The organism is Serratia sp. OLAL2, assembly GCF_002752475.1.
GTDB classification, from domain to species: domain Bacteria; phylum Pseudomonadota; class Gammaproteobacteria; order Enterobacterales; family Enterobacteriaceae; genus Serratia; species Serratia bockelmannii.
In genome coordinates this window covers 567825-583700 of record NZ_MSTL01000016.1, presented here as the reverse complement: position 1 = coordinate 583700, position 15876 = coordinate 567825, and the positions used below count along the sequence as shown (strand labels likewise).

8 protein-coding genes and 1 rRNA gene are annotated in these 15876 nt (G+C 59.8%); 4 read left to right on the top strand and 5 right to left on the bottom strand.

What is annotated here, in order from left to right; genetic code table 11:
- Positions 1 to 4: 4 nt before the first annotated feature.
- Positions 5 to 120, top strand: a 5S ribosomal RNA gene (gene rrf, locus BVU99_RS11585).
- A gap of 432 nt (positions 121 to 552) precedes the next feature.
- On the opposite strand, the gene actP is transcribed toward rrf, so the two are convergent.
- From actP to acs, 3 genes are all read right to left on the bottom strand, one after another.
- Positions 553 to 2205, bottom strand: coding sequence for a cation/acetate symporter ActP (gene actP, locus BVU99_RS11575; RefSeq protein ID WP_025304954.1), 1653 nt, complete (start codon positions 2203 to 2205; stop codon positions 553 to 555).
- On the bottom strand, positions 2202 to 2513 hold the full coding sequence (locus tag BVU99_RS11570; RefSeq protein ID WP_004930047.1) for a DUF485 domain-containing protein: 312 nt from the start codon (positions 2511 to 2513) through the stop codon (positions 2202 to 2204). Before BVU99_RS11570 ends, actP begins: the two co-directional genes overlap by 4 nt.
- 92 nt (positions 2514 to 2605) lie before the next feature.
- Positions 2606 to 4564 (bottom strand): acetate--CoA ligase, encoded by a 1959-nt coding sequence (gene acs, locus BVU99_RS11565; protein ID WP_025304955.1) that lies wholly within the window; start codon positions 4562 to 4564, stop codon positions 2606 to 2608.
- A 901-nt stretch (positions 4565 to 5465) separates the two neighbouring features.
- Between acs and gltP the strand changes: the two genes are divergently transcribed.
- Complete coding sequence (gene gltP, locus BVU99_RS11560) at positions 5466 to 6782, top strand: glutamate/aspartate:proton symporter GltP (protein ID WP_043142347.1); 1317 nt, start codon at positions 5466 to 5468, stop codon at positions 6780 to 6782.
- Positions 6783 to 7055: 273 nt separating this feature from the next.
- Positions 7056 to 8399 carry a condensation domain-containing protein gene (locus BVU99_RS11555; protein ID WP_099817632.1) on the top strand — a complete coding sequence of 448 codons (1344 nt, stop codon included), beginning with the start codon at positions 7056 to 7058 and terminating at the stop codon, positions 8397 to 8399.
- Between the two features lie 42 nt (positions 8400 to 8441).
- Here the strand turns inward: BVU99_RS11555 and BVU99_RS11550 are convergent, their stop codons facing one another.
- Both BVU99_RS11550 and BVU99_RS11545 read right to left on the bottom strand, forming a co-directional pair.
- Positions 8442 to 11537: an amino acid adenylation domain-containing protein gene (locus tag BVU99_RS11550; RefSeq protein WP_099817633.1), complete on the bottom strand. Its 3096-nt coding sequence runs from the start codon at positions 11535 to 11537 to the stop codon at positions 8442 to 8444.
- Between the two features lie 33 nt (positions 11538 to 11570).
- Positions 11571 to 13181, bottom strand: coding sequence for a condensation domain-containing protein (locus BVU99_RS11545; RefSeq protein WP_099817634.1), 1611 nt, complete (start codon positions 13179 to 13181; stop codon positions 11571 to 11573).
- 535 nt (positions 13182 to 13716) lie between these two features.
- Between BVU99_RS11545 and BVU99_RS11540 the strand changes: the two genes are divergently transcribed.
- Positions 13717 to 15810, top strand: a complete 2094-nt coding sequence (locus tag BVU99_RS11540; protein WP_025304960.1) for a TonB-dependent receptor — start codon at positions 13717 to 13719, stop codon at positions 15808 to 15810.
- Positions 15811 to 15876 lie beyond the last annotated feature (66 nt).

The following is a 15876-nucleotide window of genomic DNA, read 5'->3' as shown; positions in this document are numbered from 1 at the left end:
TTTGCCTGGCGGCAATAGCGCGGTGGTCCCACCTGACCCCATGCCGAACTCAGAAGTGAAACGCCGTAGCGCCGATGGTAGTGTGGGGTCTCCCCATGCGAGAGTAGGACACTGCCAGGCATCAAATAAAACAACAAGCCTCATGCGAAAGCATGGGGCTTTTTGTTTTGTCTGTTATCTGGCGTTCTGCACGAGCATGGGCATGCGAAAGGCCCGTCGGGAACGGGCCTTAACGCCGCTCGCGGCGGCCCCGGAGGGGAGAGTTTCAGGATGAGACGAATTGTATAGGACAAATTCGCCGGGAGCGGATTTGAACGTTGCGAAGCAACGGCCCGAAGGGGGGCAGTCAGGATGCCCGCCATAAACTGCCAGGCATAAAATAAAGCCGAAAGCCCTGAACTGACGTTCAGGGCTTTTTGCTGTGCGTAAAACGCAAAAAAGCGCAGCTAGGCTGCGCTGCTTTTCCCTGCTTCTCTCCGATAAACAGCCAGAGAAAAGGCCCCGAAGGGCCTTTGATTAGGGTGTGTTTGCTTTTTTTCACTTATTATTCGGTTAATGCGAGCTGCCCTGAGAGATACCCAGCCCGGTTTGCGAACGGACAAACTGAGCCCGGAAGCGTTCCCGCTCCTGCTGCCCGGCCAGCGAGCTGTCGGTGATCGAGAACAGCCAGGTGCCGACAAAGGCCACGATCATCGAGAACAGCGCCGGGTATTCATACGGGTAAATCGGTTTTTCATGGCCGAGGATCTGCACCCAGATCGTCGGGCCGAGGATCATCAGAATCACCGCCGTTAACAGACCCAGCCAGCCGCCAATCATCGCGCCGCGGGTCGTCAAACGCGACCAGTACATCGACAGGATGATGATAGGGAAGTTACAGCTGGCAGCGATAGAGAACGCCAGTCCGACCATAAAGGCGATATTCTGCTTCTCGAACAAAATCCCCAGGGCAATAGCAACCAGGCCCAATACCACGACGGTGATCTTGGAGACCTTCAGCTCGTCACGCTCGGTCGCCTTGCCGTTTTTCATCACGCTGGCGTACAGATCGTGGGAAACCGCTGAGGCGCCGGCCAGCGTCAGGCCCGCGACGACCGCCAGAATGGTGGCAAAGGCTACCGCCGAGATAAAGCCGAGGAAGAAGTTGCCGCCAACGGCATTGGCCAGGTGCACCGCCGCCATGTTGGTACCGCCCAGCAGCGCGCCGGTGGCGTCTTTGAACGCCGGATTGGCGCTGACCAGCAAGATGGCGCCGAAGCCGATGATAAAGGTCAGAATATAGAAGTAACCGATAAAGCCGGTGGCGTAGAACACGCTCTTGCGCGCTTCCTTGGCGTCACTGACGGTGAAGAAACGCATCAGGATGTGCGGCAGACCGGCGGTGCCGAACATCAGCGCCAGGCCAAGCGAGAGCGCAGAAATCGGATCGGAGACCAGACCACCGGGGCTCATGATGGCGATGCCTTTCGGATGCACCTTCACCGCTTCGGCGAACAGGGTATTGAAGTCGAAGTTAACCGACTTCATCACCATCAGCGCCATAAAACTGGCGCCGGCCAGCAGCAGCACCGCCTTGATGATCTGCACCCAGGTGGTGGCCAGCATGCCGCCGAACAGCACGTACAGCACCATCAGGATGCCGACCAGGATCACCGCCACATGGTAGTTGAGCCCGAACAGCAGCTGGATCAGCTTGCCGGCGCCGACCATCTGCGCGATCAGATACAGCGCCACCACCACCAACGAGCCGCAGGCCGAGAGGGTGCGGATCGGTTTCTGCTGCAGACGGTAAGAGGCGACATCGGCAAAGGTATAACGGCCGAGGTTGCGCAAGCGCTCCGCGATCAGGAACAGAATGATCGGCCAGCCGATGAGGAAGCCGATGGAGTAAATCAGTCCGTCATAGCCCGAGGTGTAGACCAGGGCGGAGATACCGAGGAACGAGGCGGCGGACATGAAGTCACCGGCGATCGCCAGCCCGTTTTGCAGGCCGGTGATGCGCCCGCCCGCGGTGTAGTAGTCCTGACGGGAACGGGTGCGTTTGGAGGCCCAATAGGTGATGTAGAGCGTGGCGCCGACAAACAGGATAAACATCACGATCGCCTGGATGTTCAGCGGCTGGCGATGCACCTCGCCGCCAATGGCGTCGGCGCAGGCCAGACCGGGCAGCAACAGCAGCGCGGCGGCGGACAATAAGCGCTTCATTGTTTCACCTCACGCAGAATCTCTGCGGTGAGGCGATCGAATTCGCCGTTGGCGCGAAACACGTAGATCCCGGTCAAGACGAAAGAGATCACGATCAGCCCGACGCCGACCGGGATCCCGCGGGTGATGGTCGATCCGGCGGCGATCGGCGTGCCGAGCCATTGCGGATCGAAGGCGATCAACAGAATAAAGCCGACGTACAGCGCCAGCGTAATCAGTGAAAGCAGCCAGGCGAACCGGCCGCGTTTTCTCACCAGCTCTTTAAAGCGCGGGTTTTCTTCAATCCCTTGATAAATGGTGTCATTCATCAGAGTGTCTCCAGTCGGTATTGAGAGAGTACGCCGCGCCAGGGCCGCTCAACGGTGCGTGATCCGGATTGAGCGGCCTGAAGCGGCATAAATTATGACGGCACTTTCATTGATTGTTTTTCTTCCAACAGCTTGTCGACGACGGCCGGATCCGCCAGCGTAGAGGTATCCCCCAGGTTGCTGGTGTCGCCGGCGGCAATTTTGCGCAGGATACGCCGCATGATCTTGCCGGAGCGCGTTTTGGGCAGCGAATCTGTCCAGTGCAGTACGTCCGGCGTGGCGATCGGCCCTATCTCTTTGCGCACCCAGTTGCGCACTTCGGTATAGAGCTCCGGCGTCGGTTCTTCGCCGTGGTTCAGCGTGATGTAGGCGTAGATCGCCTGGCCTTTGATGTTATGAGGAATGCCGACCACCGCCGCTTCGGCGATTTTCGGGTGCGATACCAGCGCGGACTCAATCTCGGCGGTGCCCAGACGGTGGCCGGAGACGTTCAGCACGTCATCGACGCGGCCGGTGATCCAGTAGTAACCGTCTTCGTCGCGGCGTGCGCCGTCGCCGCTGAAGTACATGCCTTTGAAAGTCGAGAAGTAGGTTTGCTCGAAGCGGTCATGATCGCCGAACAGGGTACGCGCCTGGCCCGGCCAGGAATCGACGATCACCAGGTTGCCTTCGCAGGCGCCTTCCTGCGGTGTGCCGACGTTATCGACCAATGCCGGCTGTACGCCGAAGAAAGGCCGCGTAGCAGAACCGGCTTTCAGCTCGGTGGCGCCAGGCAGCGGGGTAATCATGAAGCCGCCGGTTTCGGTTTGCCACCAGGTGTCGACGATCGGGCACTTTGCATTGCCTATCTTGTTGTAGTACCACTCCCAGGCTTCCGGGTTGATCGGCTCGCCGACCGAGCCCATGATACGCAGCGAATCGCGTCGTGTGCCCTCGATCGCCTTGTCGCCTTCGGCCATCAGGGCGCGAATGGCGGTCGGTGCGGTATACAGAATGTTGACCTGGTGCTTGTCGATCACTTGCGACAGGCGATTAACGCCCGGATAGTTAGGCACGCCTTCGAACATCAGCGTGGTGGCGCCGCAGGCCAGCGGGCCGTACAGCAGATAGCTGTGGCCGGTGACCCAGCCCACGTCGGCGGTGCACCAATAAATGTCGCCGTCGTGGTAGTCGAACACATACTTAAAGGTCATCGCGGCGTAGACCAGGTAGCCGCCGGTGGTGTGCAGTACGCCTTTCGGTTTGCCGGTCGAGCCGGAGGTGTACAGGATAAACAGCGGATCTTCGGCGTTCACTTCTGCCGGCGGGCAGTCGGCGGAGACGCCCTGGGTCAGCTCATGCCACCACAGATCGCGCCCTTCCTGCCAGTAGCCCGGTTTCCCGGTGCGTTGGAACACCACGACGTTGGCCACGCTGACTACGCCGGGATTTTTCAGCGCATCGTCGACGTTCTTTTTCAGCGGCACGGCACGGCCGGCGCGCAGGCCTTCATCGGCGGTGATCACCAGCCTGGCGTTGGAGTCGATAATGCGTCCGGCGACCGCTTCCGGTGAGAAGCCGCCGAAGATCACCGAATGTACGGCGCCGATACGCGCGCAGGCCAGCATCGCGACCGCCGCTTCCGGCACCATCGGCATATAGATAGCCACCACGTCACCTTTTTTCACGCCGAGCTTTTTCAGCACGTTGGCGAACTGGCAGACGTCATGGTGCAGCTGTTTGTAAGTCACCTTTTTGGATTGGGTCGGGTCGTCGCCTTCCCAGATAATGGCGGTCTGGTCGCCGCGCTCGGCCAAATGACGATCCAGACAGTTGGCCGCCAGGTTCAACGTGCCGTCTTCAAACCAACGGATGCTGACGTGGCCCGGATCGAACGAGGTGTTTTTGACTTTGGTATAGGGTTTGATCCAGTCCAGGATTTTGCCATGCTCACCCCAGAAAGCCTCTGGGTCTTGAACCGACTGTTGATAATACTGTTGGTATTGTGCCGGATTAATCAGGGCGCGTTCTGCAATTGCAGAAGGAATAGCGTGTTTATGCAGTTGGCTCATAGCTTTTCTCCTTGAAGTTGTTAATGATATGTCAACTGAAGGTTAAGTATAGTTTGCTACGATTCTTTGTTTCTTTTTTGCGCGGCAGATCACGCAACAAAGATATTGATTTGTAATCGTTCTGTCGCATTTGCAGGACATATCTATCTATTTGGCGCTTAAATCCTCATAAACCCACGTTTTTAACCAAAAACACTTACCTAAAGAACAAAAAAGAATAAAAAAAGGCGAGGGTATTTGCCTCGCGCTTAATAAGGATGGGAGAGACCAGCATTATTTCGCGCTATAAATCTTTTTTGATTATTTTTCGCTATTAATATTCGAAGTTGGTATTAACGCGATATAACGATGGACGGCACATCGTGAAATAACGTTCTATGAATGCTTCATACCTGATGAAAACTCGGGAAATACCCTATGGCATTCATCCTGCGGTATCGTTCGATTTTTAATCTAAATATAAAATGGCGCTGCATTTATGGGTGAAAATGTCACTCGGCCAATTCCCATTTATTTGACTTTTGAGTAACAAAATATAAACATTCGGTGCGGACTAAATATGCAGAATGGACGAAAAATAACGCATTTTAATCGCGTTCAAAAAAACGTCACCGGCGCGGTTATGTGCTTCATTATCTGAAAAATTATGTTTTTAATAACAAGCAATTATGCCATTTGAAATAGTTACGCGAAATTTTTGTGATTCGATTCAGCGCTCAACCCTGACAAATCAAGGCTTGCAGAGCATGCCGCCCGGATGATACAGATTTATACTGCGTCGCACCCAGGGCAGGTGAACGCTTCCACTGAATTAACATAAGCCTGTAATAAATGATTAAGTATTCTTTTCGCCGTGTTGCGACTTTGTACGGCGCAAAGAGTCTTTGAGGACTTTTTGGGTATGAAAAGTGTAAAAATTAGCCTGGCTTGGCAAATCCTGATCGCGTTGGTACTGGGTATTATTGTTGGCGCGGTATTGCACAACCAGACAGAATCTCGTGAGTGGCTGGTCAGCAATATTCTCAGCCCGGCGGGTGATATCTTTATTCGTCTGATCAAGATGATTGTGGTGCCGATCGTTATTTCCACGCTGATCGTCGGTATTGCCGGCGTGGGGGATGCGAAAAAGCTGGGCCGCATCGGATTGAAAACCATTATTTACTTCGAAGTGATCACCACGATCGCCATCGTGGTGGGGTTGACGCTGGCCAACGTATTCCAACCCGGCCACGGCATCGACATGTCGACGTTGACCACGGTGGACATTTCGCAGTATGAGAAAACCACCGAACAGGTGCAAAGCGGTTCGCACAGTCTGGTGGCGACCATTCTGTCGCTGATCCCATCGAACGTCTTCTCGTCGATGGCCAAGGGCGACATGCTGCCGATTATCTTCTTCTCGGTGCTGTTCGGTCTGGGGCTGTCGTCGTTGCCGAAAGAGACCAAAGAGCCGTTGCTGAAGGTGTTCAAGGCGGTGTCCGAGAGCATGTTCAAAGTCACCCACATGATCATGCGCTATGCGCCGATCGGGGTATTCGGTCTGATTTCGGTCACGGTAGCCAACTTCGGTTTCGCTTCGCTGCTGCCGCTGGCCAAGCTGGTGCTGCTGGTATACTTCGCCATCGCGTTCTTCGCCCTGGTGGTGCTGGGGGCGGTCGCCCGGCTGTGCAATCTGCGCATCTGGACGCTGATCCGCATCCTGAAAGACGAACTGATCCTGGCTTATTCCACCGCCAGCTCGGAAACGGTGCTGCCGCGCATCATCGAAAAGATGGAGGCTTACGGCGCGCCCAAGTCGATCACTAGCTTCGTGGTGCCGACTGGCTACTCCTTTAACCTGGATGGCTCGACGCTGTACCAGAGCATCGCCGCTATCTTTATCGCCCAGCTGTACGGCATCGAACTGTCGTTGGGGCAGGAGATCGTGCTGGTGCTGACGCTGATGGTAACCTCGAAAGGGATCGCCGGCGTGCCCGGGGTCTCGTTCGTGGTGCTGCTGGCGACGTTGGGCAGCGTCGGCATCCCGCTGGAAGGCCTGGCGTTCATCGCCGGCGTGGACCGTATCCTGGATATGGCGCGTACCGCGCTGAACGTGGTGGGCAACGCGCTGGCGGTACTGGTGATCGCCAAGTGGGAGCACCAGTTCGATCGCAAGAAGGCGCTGGCTTACGAAACGGAGTTTCTGGCGCAGAAGGTGAAGCCGGCCAACCAGGCCTAATCACGAGTATCGCCGACGTTAAAAACGCCCCAGGCAGTTGTGCCGGGGCGTTTTGTTTTTATGGCCCTTCAACCTGCCACTTTCTTTTCTCTGCCCAACTGCGCGACTTGCATCCCCGCTTAACAAAATCTAAAGTGTTACCAAATTAATAGAAATGATAATAGGTGTTATTATCATTTTCATTTGATGATGTATGGAGACACGCAAAAGCCGTTGAACGGCGGGGGTACGCCCGTTCGGCGTCTTTATTCGGGCTTATCAAAGGTAGGTAACATGTCGGACACCGCTTTGGCCTCTGAATGGTTGCCGCTGGCGCCAGCGCAGCTTGATTTCTGGGAAGAAAACACCTTGCACCCTGGGCAGACTCTGTCCACCGTCGCACATTGCACCGAACTGTGCGGCGCGGTAGAGGAAGAGACGCTCTGCCGGGCGATCGCCACCACTCTCGCCGAGACGCAGGCGTTTGCCTTGCGCTTTGGTGAGCGGCATGGCGACTCTCCCCCGCTGTTACGTTACGATCCACAGCGCACACCGCCATTGCAACGCATCGATCTGCAAACGCACGACGATCCCTGGCAGGCGGCGCAAAACCTGATGCGCGAAGATATCGCGCAGCGCCGGGCGCTGCACAGCGAACCGTTAGCCGCAGCCTGGCTGCTCAAGCTGGGGCCGGAGCGCTACCTCTGGTACGTGCGTGCGCACCATATTCTGGTTGATGGCTTCGGCATGGCCCTGATCGAACACCGCTGCGCCGCGTTATATGCGCACTATCTGGGTGAGGGCAGCGCAGGTATGCCTCTGGGCGCCTTCGACGTCTTTCAACAGGCCGAGCTGGCCTACGCTGATTCTGAGCGATGCGAGCGCGATCGGCGCTTTTGGCAGACCTATCTGCCGCCGTCGCAGGTGCTGCCGACGGTGCGCAAGGGCGGTGAGGCCTATGGCGTACGGCGTCTGAGCACCCACCACCGGCTGCCGGCGGCGGTGTCGCACTCTCTGGCGCAGTTGGCGGAGCGTAGCGGCATCAATTGGCCCGACTTGCTGGTGGCGCTGTCGGCGGCCTGGCTGTTTCAGGTGATGCCGCGCTGTGCCCGGCAAGGCGATACGCTGCCGATGTGGATGCCGGCGATGAATCGCCGTGGGCAGGCAGCCACTAACGTGCCTTCGCTGGCGGTCAACACGCTGCCGCTGCTGGTGTCACCGCCGCAAGCGGAGACGCTGGGGAGCTTTCTCACCACGCTGACGCAGCAGCTGCGGGAGCTGCGCAGCCACGCCGGCTACCGTCTGCGCCAATTGGCCGCCGATCGCGGTGTGGATCCGGGCTCGCGCTTCTTTATTTCCCCCTTCATCAACGTGCAACCCTTCGATGCGCCTCGTTTTACTGGCTGTCGCGGTACCCGCAGCGTATTGGCCGGCGGCTCGGGCGACGGTTTTAACCTGACGTATCGCGGCCGCACCGACGCCCGCGATCTGCAGGTGGATATCGATATTTATCTGGAACAGTTCCCGACGGAGGATGCGTTGGACTATGGCGAGGCGCTGCAAGAATTTCTGTTGCGTGCGCTGCAGCAGGAAGCCTGGGAGCAACCGCTGGCGGCCCTGACGGCGTTACCCGCCTGAGAAAATGCGGGCGGGGGATGTCCCCGCCCGAGTGGTATGGTTTCAGCTGGCCAGCAACGCCGCCACTTCGCGTGCGTTCTTGCATGGCAAGAGCGCACTGCTTACCAGACGGGTGCCGAAAGCGTCATTGAGGCGTGCCGCCACCTGTTTGATATGCGGCAGCTTCAGTCCCATGGCGATAAACGCCGTCTCTTCCCCCCATTCCGGGCGCGGCGTTACGCCAATCGCCTGCCAGTAAATGGTCAGGATCTCGGCGCTGCGCGCCACCGGTGCGTTCGGCGGCGGGGCCGCGCAGGCGTTCAACGCCGGCGCGGTTTGCTGGTGGCTCAGGTCGGCGCGGATGCGATGGCGATCGGTTTTACCGTTGGCGGACAGCGGCAGCGCCTCGGCATGGATAAAGCGCGTGGGGATATGGGTACAGGGCAGATAGCCGGTGGCGAAGGCGCGGATCTCGGACAGCGGCAGCGGCTTGCCGTCGCGGGTCAGATACAGGGCGCCGAGCGCTGCCTCGTTGTTCTCTCCGCTGGGATAATCCACCACTACCATATCCAGGATCGCCGGATGGCGGCGCAGCACGTCTTCGATTTCCGGCAGCGAGACGCGCACGCCGCGGATCTTCACATAGCCGTTCACCCGGGTGGCGAACATGATGTTGCCGTCCGCACGGTAATAGCCCTGATCGCCGGTGCGGAAAGCGCGCAGCGGTTGCCCGTCCGGTCCTTCGAGGGTAACGAAATCGTGCTGCTTCAGCTCCCCCTGCTCCAGATAGCCTAACGCCAGGTTCACCCCGGCGGTGTGAATGCGGCCGACCACGCCGGCCGGGCAGTGGCTGCCGTCGTCATGGCAGATGAAGTAGCGGTTAGCCGGCAGCGGGCGGCCGTAAGGCACGGTGCCGCTCTCCTGTGGGGCGATCGGGTGCCAGATGCTCCAGATGGTGGTTTCGGTCGGCCCGCCGAGTGAGAACAGCGCGAGATCCTGGTGCAGGGTACGCAGGGTTTGTACCGTCGCCGGCTTGATATAGTCGCCGCCTTGCGCCACCAGGCGCAGCGAGCGCAGGCTGTCGGCCGTTTTGCAGGTGAGCAGCATCTCCAGAATGGCGGGTACCGAACACCACAGGGTGACCCGATGTTTTTCCACCAGTTGGTTCCAGCTGATGGCATCCTTTTCCTGATGTGGCGCCGGCAGCACCAGCGTGGCGCCGGCGCACAGCGAACCGAACAGATCGAACATCGACATGTCATGGTGCGGCGGCGTGACGGAAATGAAGACATCGTCGGCGGTGACTCTCCAGCGCTGTTGGGTTTGGTGCACGACGTTGGCGGTGGCGCGGTTGTTAAGCACCACGCATTTAGGCTTACCGGTGGTGCCGGAGGTATACAGGTAGTAGCTCGCGGCCTGGCTGGCGCTGCGTTCAACCAGCGTCCGTTCATCCGGCAGCGCGGGTGCGCGATCCGCCTGCGCCAGCAGGGTCGCCGGCGTCACGCCGATCGGCGTTTCGAGATCGCCGCCGTGCACTACCAGCGTCGGCCGGCAATTCTCCAGCAGGTAGGCGGTGCGTTCCGGCGGCGAGTTGATATCGATAGGCACCCAGATCACGCCCTGCAGGGCACAGGCGAGGCTGAAGATGATCTGTTCCGGGCTGCGCGGCAGATACAGTGCCACCACGTTGCCCGGCTGCACGCCGCGGCTCTGCAGGTTGGCGATCGCCGTGGCGATCCGCTGGCCCAGCTCGCGGTAGGTTAGCGTCTGCTCGCCGCAGATCAGCGCATTGCCGCCGTCTTGCGCGCCGAACAACCGCTCGGCCAGCTGCGCCAGATAAGGATAAGGCGCGTAATTCGCTTCGCTGTCGTTGTGGCGGTAATGCGCCAGATCGATGAAGTCGCGCGGCGCGATCGCCAGGTCGGCCCGTTGGCAACTGTGCAGGATGCGTCGCTGCAACGCCGCCAGCATCGCTTCTACCTGTTCGCCATGCAGCGCCTGCTCGGCGTAGTCCACGCACAGCTGCAGATTTTTTTCGCTGTCCAACGTCAGGCGGATATCGATGGCGACCTGCGGCGTTTGGGTCAGGCCGTCGTGAAAGCGCACCGGCGCCTCGGCTGGCAGCGTTTCCCAACCCAGGCAATTGGTCAGGATCACCGGCAGCGCCGGGCCGCCCTGGCTCTGGCCGAGCAACTGCCGCGCCAGATCGACGCCGGAAAACGCCAGGTGATCGAGCGCGCCGAGCACGTCGTCCTGCAAGGCTTGCGCGCGCTGGATAAAATCTTCGCCGTGGCGGGAATAGCGCACCGCCACGAAGCTGGAGGCGTTGCCCAGGGCGCCGTCGGCTGCGGGGAACGCCACCGGCACCCCGACACACAGCTCGCCGTCGGTGGTCCAGTGGGCCAGCGTATCGAGGATCAGCGCCGACAGCAGGCTGTTGCGCAGCAGCGCATGCGGCGATCCCAGACGGCCAAGCTGTTTAACCGTGTCGTGCGGCAACGTCAGGCTGGCGCGGCGATAGCGTGATGAGGTGAGATTGGCGAGCGGGGCGCGCCACGGCAACGCCGACGGGGTGGTGACATCCTGCAGCTTTTCGCGCCAGTAGGCGGCATCGGCCTGGCGTTGCGCCGCCGATGCGGCGGGGGGCGGCAAGGCGGCGGCGGTCGGCGCCAGAGGGCGATCGTCGAACAGGCGCGCGATCACGGTGGAGATCCCCTGGCCGTCTAAGATCAAGGCATCGAAGCTGGTAAAGATCAGCGTATCGTACGGCGATCCCGTCGGATCCTGCTGTTCGGCAAGTTGGATCACGGCGATGCGCCACAGCGGTTGGCTCGGATCGTGGCGCTGGTGGGAGTAACGCGCGCGCAGTTGTTCGACCTGGCGCTGCGCCGCTTCACCATCAAGGGCACGCAGATCGTGTCTATCCAGATGCAGCGTCACCTCCGGGCGTACGTGCTGCGTGCCGCGCGGCACATCGATGCAGGTGCGCAGTGCCGGGTAGTGTTGAACCAGCTCGGTCAGGCGCGCTTCAAGGCGCGGTACGTCCAGCTGCCGGGCACGGTATTCGCGAAAGTCGTGCATCGCCACGCCGCCCAGCGGCCATCGATCGCTGCGGCCCAGAAGATAGGCCTGCTGCAGTGCGGTTAATGGTGTCTCCATGGTACTTCCCTATAGTCGCTAACCGATTAAATCTCAGTGCTGCGGCGCCAGCGCGGCGAGCAGCGTTTTCGCATTCCGTCCTGCCTCGGGCGAGCGTTGGCAGATCAATGCCGCCAGCGCCGCCGGAGAGGGATGCGCCGCCAGATCCTGCGCCGTCAGCGCCGCCGCCAGATATTTGTTGAGCACCGTCAGCAGCGCGTTCACCCCAGCATCCGGCAGGGCCAAGTGGTGGATATCGTCGTGGTCGTGCAAGCTGGCCTCGGGAGCCACCCGCGCCAGCAGCCGGTGCAGCACCTGGCGCACCGGTGCCTGCTGCGCCAGCGCGTCGGGTGTGCATTGCGCCAACAGCTGTGACAGCGGGCGATCGAAAGCCTCCGCTTGCCGTGCGGCCAGGTGCAGCAGCGCACGATAACAGGCCAGCAGGCGCGGCAGCGCGTGCTCGGGGAATGCGTCCAGCCGCACGTCCCAGTTAATCAGAATGCCGTCGTCGACGTGGGCGACCTGCGCATCCAGCGCAACCTGCGGTCCTTGAGAGATGACCCAGCCGAGACGGCCGAAGGTGTCGGTGACCCGTTCGGAAAACAGCGTCTTGCCGCGGATGCCGAAACCGGCGGTAAACACCACCGGAGAAGGCTGCAGGCTGCCGTGCAGGCGCGACAGATCGCGCATCACGCTCACGCCGGGGTAATCCGCATGTTCGATAAGCTCTGCCAGCTGTGCCATCAGGCGCCGGCAGAAAGCGCTCAGGTTTTCCGTCGGGTTCAGCTCCACGCCGAGCAGCACCAGGTTAGAGAAATCGCCGATAAGACGATGCGCGTCCTCCCGTTCGCTTTCGCGGTGGAACAGCGGCACGTTGAGCCGGAAGCGCGTCATATTCCAACCCTGGCCGACGGCCAGTGCGAACAGCGTTAAAAACAGCGTAGAGAGGGAGGTGTGGTGCCGCTTGGCGACATTCTCCAGCGCGCGGCTTTCTTCTGCATTCAGCTGTACGGCCAGGCGATCGCTGCGGCAGCGGTCCGGCGTGCGCAGCAGGCGCGGCGCCGGGGGCACCTGCGCCAGGCGTTCACGCCACCAACGCTGGCCGCGTTCGCGCCGCTGGCGTAGCGCCTCGTCGGCGTCGCGTCGTTCGAGGTGATCAAAGTAGGCCGCTGGTGCGTCATCGGAGGGGGGCAGCGGACACTGGTGATAAAACGCCGTCAGATCCTCCATCAACAGGCGAAAGCTCATGGCATCGCCGGCGATCATGTCGAGATCGACATGCAGGCGGCTGCGCCCTTCCGGCAACAGGCTCAGGCTGATATCGCAGGGCACGCCCTGTTCCAGCGGCAGCAGCTGGGTGCTTTTTGCCTGGCGTTTGGCGGCGAGCGCGGCTGCCAGCGTTGCTTCATCGGCGTGCTGCCAATCGTCGAGATGCAAGGCGTGCCGAGGGCCGGGAGGCGCGATCGTCTGCCGGCCATCGTCGGTAATGCGCAGGCGTAACAGCGGATGGTGCAGGTACAGCGCCTCGACGGCCTGGCGCAGCCGAGCGGTATCCAGCTCGCCGCCGTCGAATTCCGCATACAGGTGGGCGGCCATGCCGCCGAGGGGAGGAGCGGACTGTCGGCCTACCCAATAGGCGGCCTGCATCGTGGTCAAAGCTTTCATCGGGTATCCATTTTGATTCAGCCAACGAGACTGCAAGAATATATCCAAATGTTAATAGGAATGAAAATTATTATTATTTGATCCATTTGGCGATCGGGTGCTATCTATAAGGTGTTTTAGCGACGCCGGGCAGTGAGGGCATTGGGTGTGAATAATTTATCTATATTATTCTTAGCATTGAAATGATTGCTTGTTATTGCAGCGCTCGTTTTTCCTGCGAAAGTATAAGGGTTTCTGGCAGTTATCTTGTCAGGCCTCACACCTTTGTTGATAATGATTTGCATTAGAAAATGCAAAATATTATCATTCTTAACATTATTTTACGTTTTTATACAAGCTGCCGGCCGCTCCGCCGGCGGCTTAGCCGTGGACGGGGCCGCGCCCGTCCGGCCGCGAAAGGCATGGGTTTGCCGCAGGGATAAGCAACAGCAAGGCCGGGAAGGCCGCAGCGTCATGGTCTGTGTGAGTGTCGATGTAGGTTGTGTAAAAAAAAATCAAATTTTGTGCACCTCTGGGATGAAAGGAGAAGACATCTATGGGCAAGCATTTTGCGGCTCAACGGCATGAAAGCGTAGGAAACGGGGAAAAGGCGGGGTTGAAAGCCATTGGGGCGTTTTCCTCCGTATTTTTAGGGGTTTGTTCACTGGCGATCGGTAACGTCAACGCGGCGGAAACCAAGAGCAACGAAACCTACCAGGACGCGGAAACGCTGCTGGTCACCGGTGAGAAGATCAAACGTTCCATTTTCGACACCGGCTCCAGCGTGCAGGTGTTCGACAGCAACCGCATCGCCTCGATGCCTGACGCAGTGCAGATCCCCGATCTGCTGCGCATGACCCCCAACGTGGTGGATCTAGGCATCGGCAACGAACTACCGACCGTGCGCGGCATCGACGGTTCCGGCCCGAACGTTGGCGCCAATGCCTTCCTCAGCGGCACCCGTCCGCGCCTCAATCTGTCGTTGGATGGCCGTTCGCTGACCTATAACGAACAGGCTTTCGGCCCACAGTCGCTGTGGGATCTGGATCGCGTCGAAGTGTTCCTCGGCCCGCAAAGCTACATTCAGGGGCGCAACGCCATCGCCGGCGCCATCGTCATGGCCAGTAAAGATCCGACCTTCGAATGGGAAAGCGCCTTCAAGGGCGGGGCCGGCAACCAGCACTCTTCACAGCTGGCCGCCATGGCGTCCGGCCCGCTGGTGGAAGATCAGCTGGCGTTCCGCGTCAGCGTCGATCGCCAGCGCCGCCGCAGCGAAGCCGATCTGCCGGCCTATGCGCCGGTGGGCGATCCACGCGAAGTGGAAGCCACCACCGCCCGTGCCAAGCTGTTGTTCAATCCGGCCGGCCTGCGCGATCTGACCACCAAGCTGACCTTTAACCACTTCGGCAGCACCGCGCCACAGAACGAAAGCCTCAACCCGCAGCCGCATCCGACCAACCCGCGCCACGATCCGCGCCGCGCCGTGTTCAAAAGCAACATGAACAGCACCATCTGGGATCTGGCCTGGGAGGCCTCTGATGCGCTGACGTTTGAAAACCGCGTTATCTATACCGATTTCAACATCAACCGTCCGACCGCTTACAACATCCAATACGCCGAGATCGACGGCCAGGAAGTTCACGTGGAGCCGGTGGTGCGCTTCGGCGGTGCGGACAGCCGCCTGCACGGGCTAGCGGGGCTGCGTTACTTCCACGGCACGCAGGATGAGTTCGTCAACATCTTCGGCGGATCGACCTTCAAAGATAAAACCGATACCCATTCGGCGTTCGCCGAGCTGACCTATGCGCTGACGCCGCAGGTGGACGTGACTGCCGCCAGCCGCCTGGAACGCGAACACCGTCGCCGCGACGGCGGCAGCCAGGCGGTGCGCATCGATTTCGACGAAACCTACACCGTGTTCCTGCCGAAGCTGGACGTGGCCTGGAAACCGACGGATACCCAAACCTACGGTGCCAAGATCGCCCGCGGCTATAACGCCGGCGGCGGCGGCATCACGATCGGCACGCCGGTGGTCAGCTACACCTACGGTTCCGAGTATGTCTGGAACTACGAGTTGTACACCCGCCATCACCTGAAAGACGCCAACGTGGTGCTGACAGGTAACATCTTCTACAACGATTACAAAGACATGCAGCTGCCGTACTCGCTGGGTGAGAACTCCAGCGTGATCCGCAACGCCGACAAGGTGGAAACCTACGGTGCGGAAATCGGCGCCACCTGGCAGCCGCGCTGGGATTTCGAGCTGTTCGGCAACCTCGGCCTGCTGAAAACCGACATCAAGAAGTTCTCGGGCAGCGGCGTGGAAGGGCATGAGCTGGCGCGCGCACCGGCTTACACCGCCAACATGGGGGCCAAATATCAGTTCCTGAAAGGATGGGAGCTGAGTAGCAACGTGGCGTTTACCGACTCCTACTATTCGCAATACGACAACGACTCGCGCGGGCGCATCGGCTCCTATTGGACGGCTAACGCCCAGCTGGCTTACACCTTCGACTACGGTCGCGCCACGCTGTATGCGAAAAACCTGTTTGATTCCGACCGTCGTGAGATGGTCAGAAGCAATGACATTTACACGGCGACTCTCCAGCGAGGCCGCCTGGTCGGCGCAGCGGTTGAGCTGAATTTCTAACGCTATCGCGATGATGGGGGACGAATGTCCCCCGTTTTATGCGCTATCCCGGCACGGCCGGGCAAA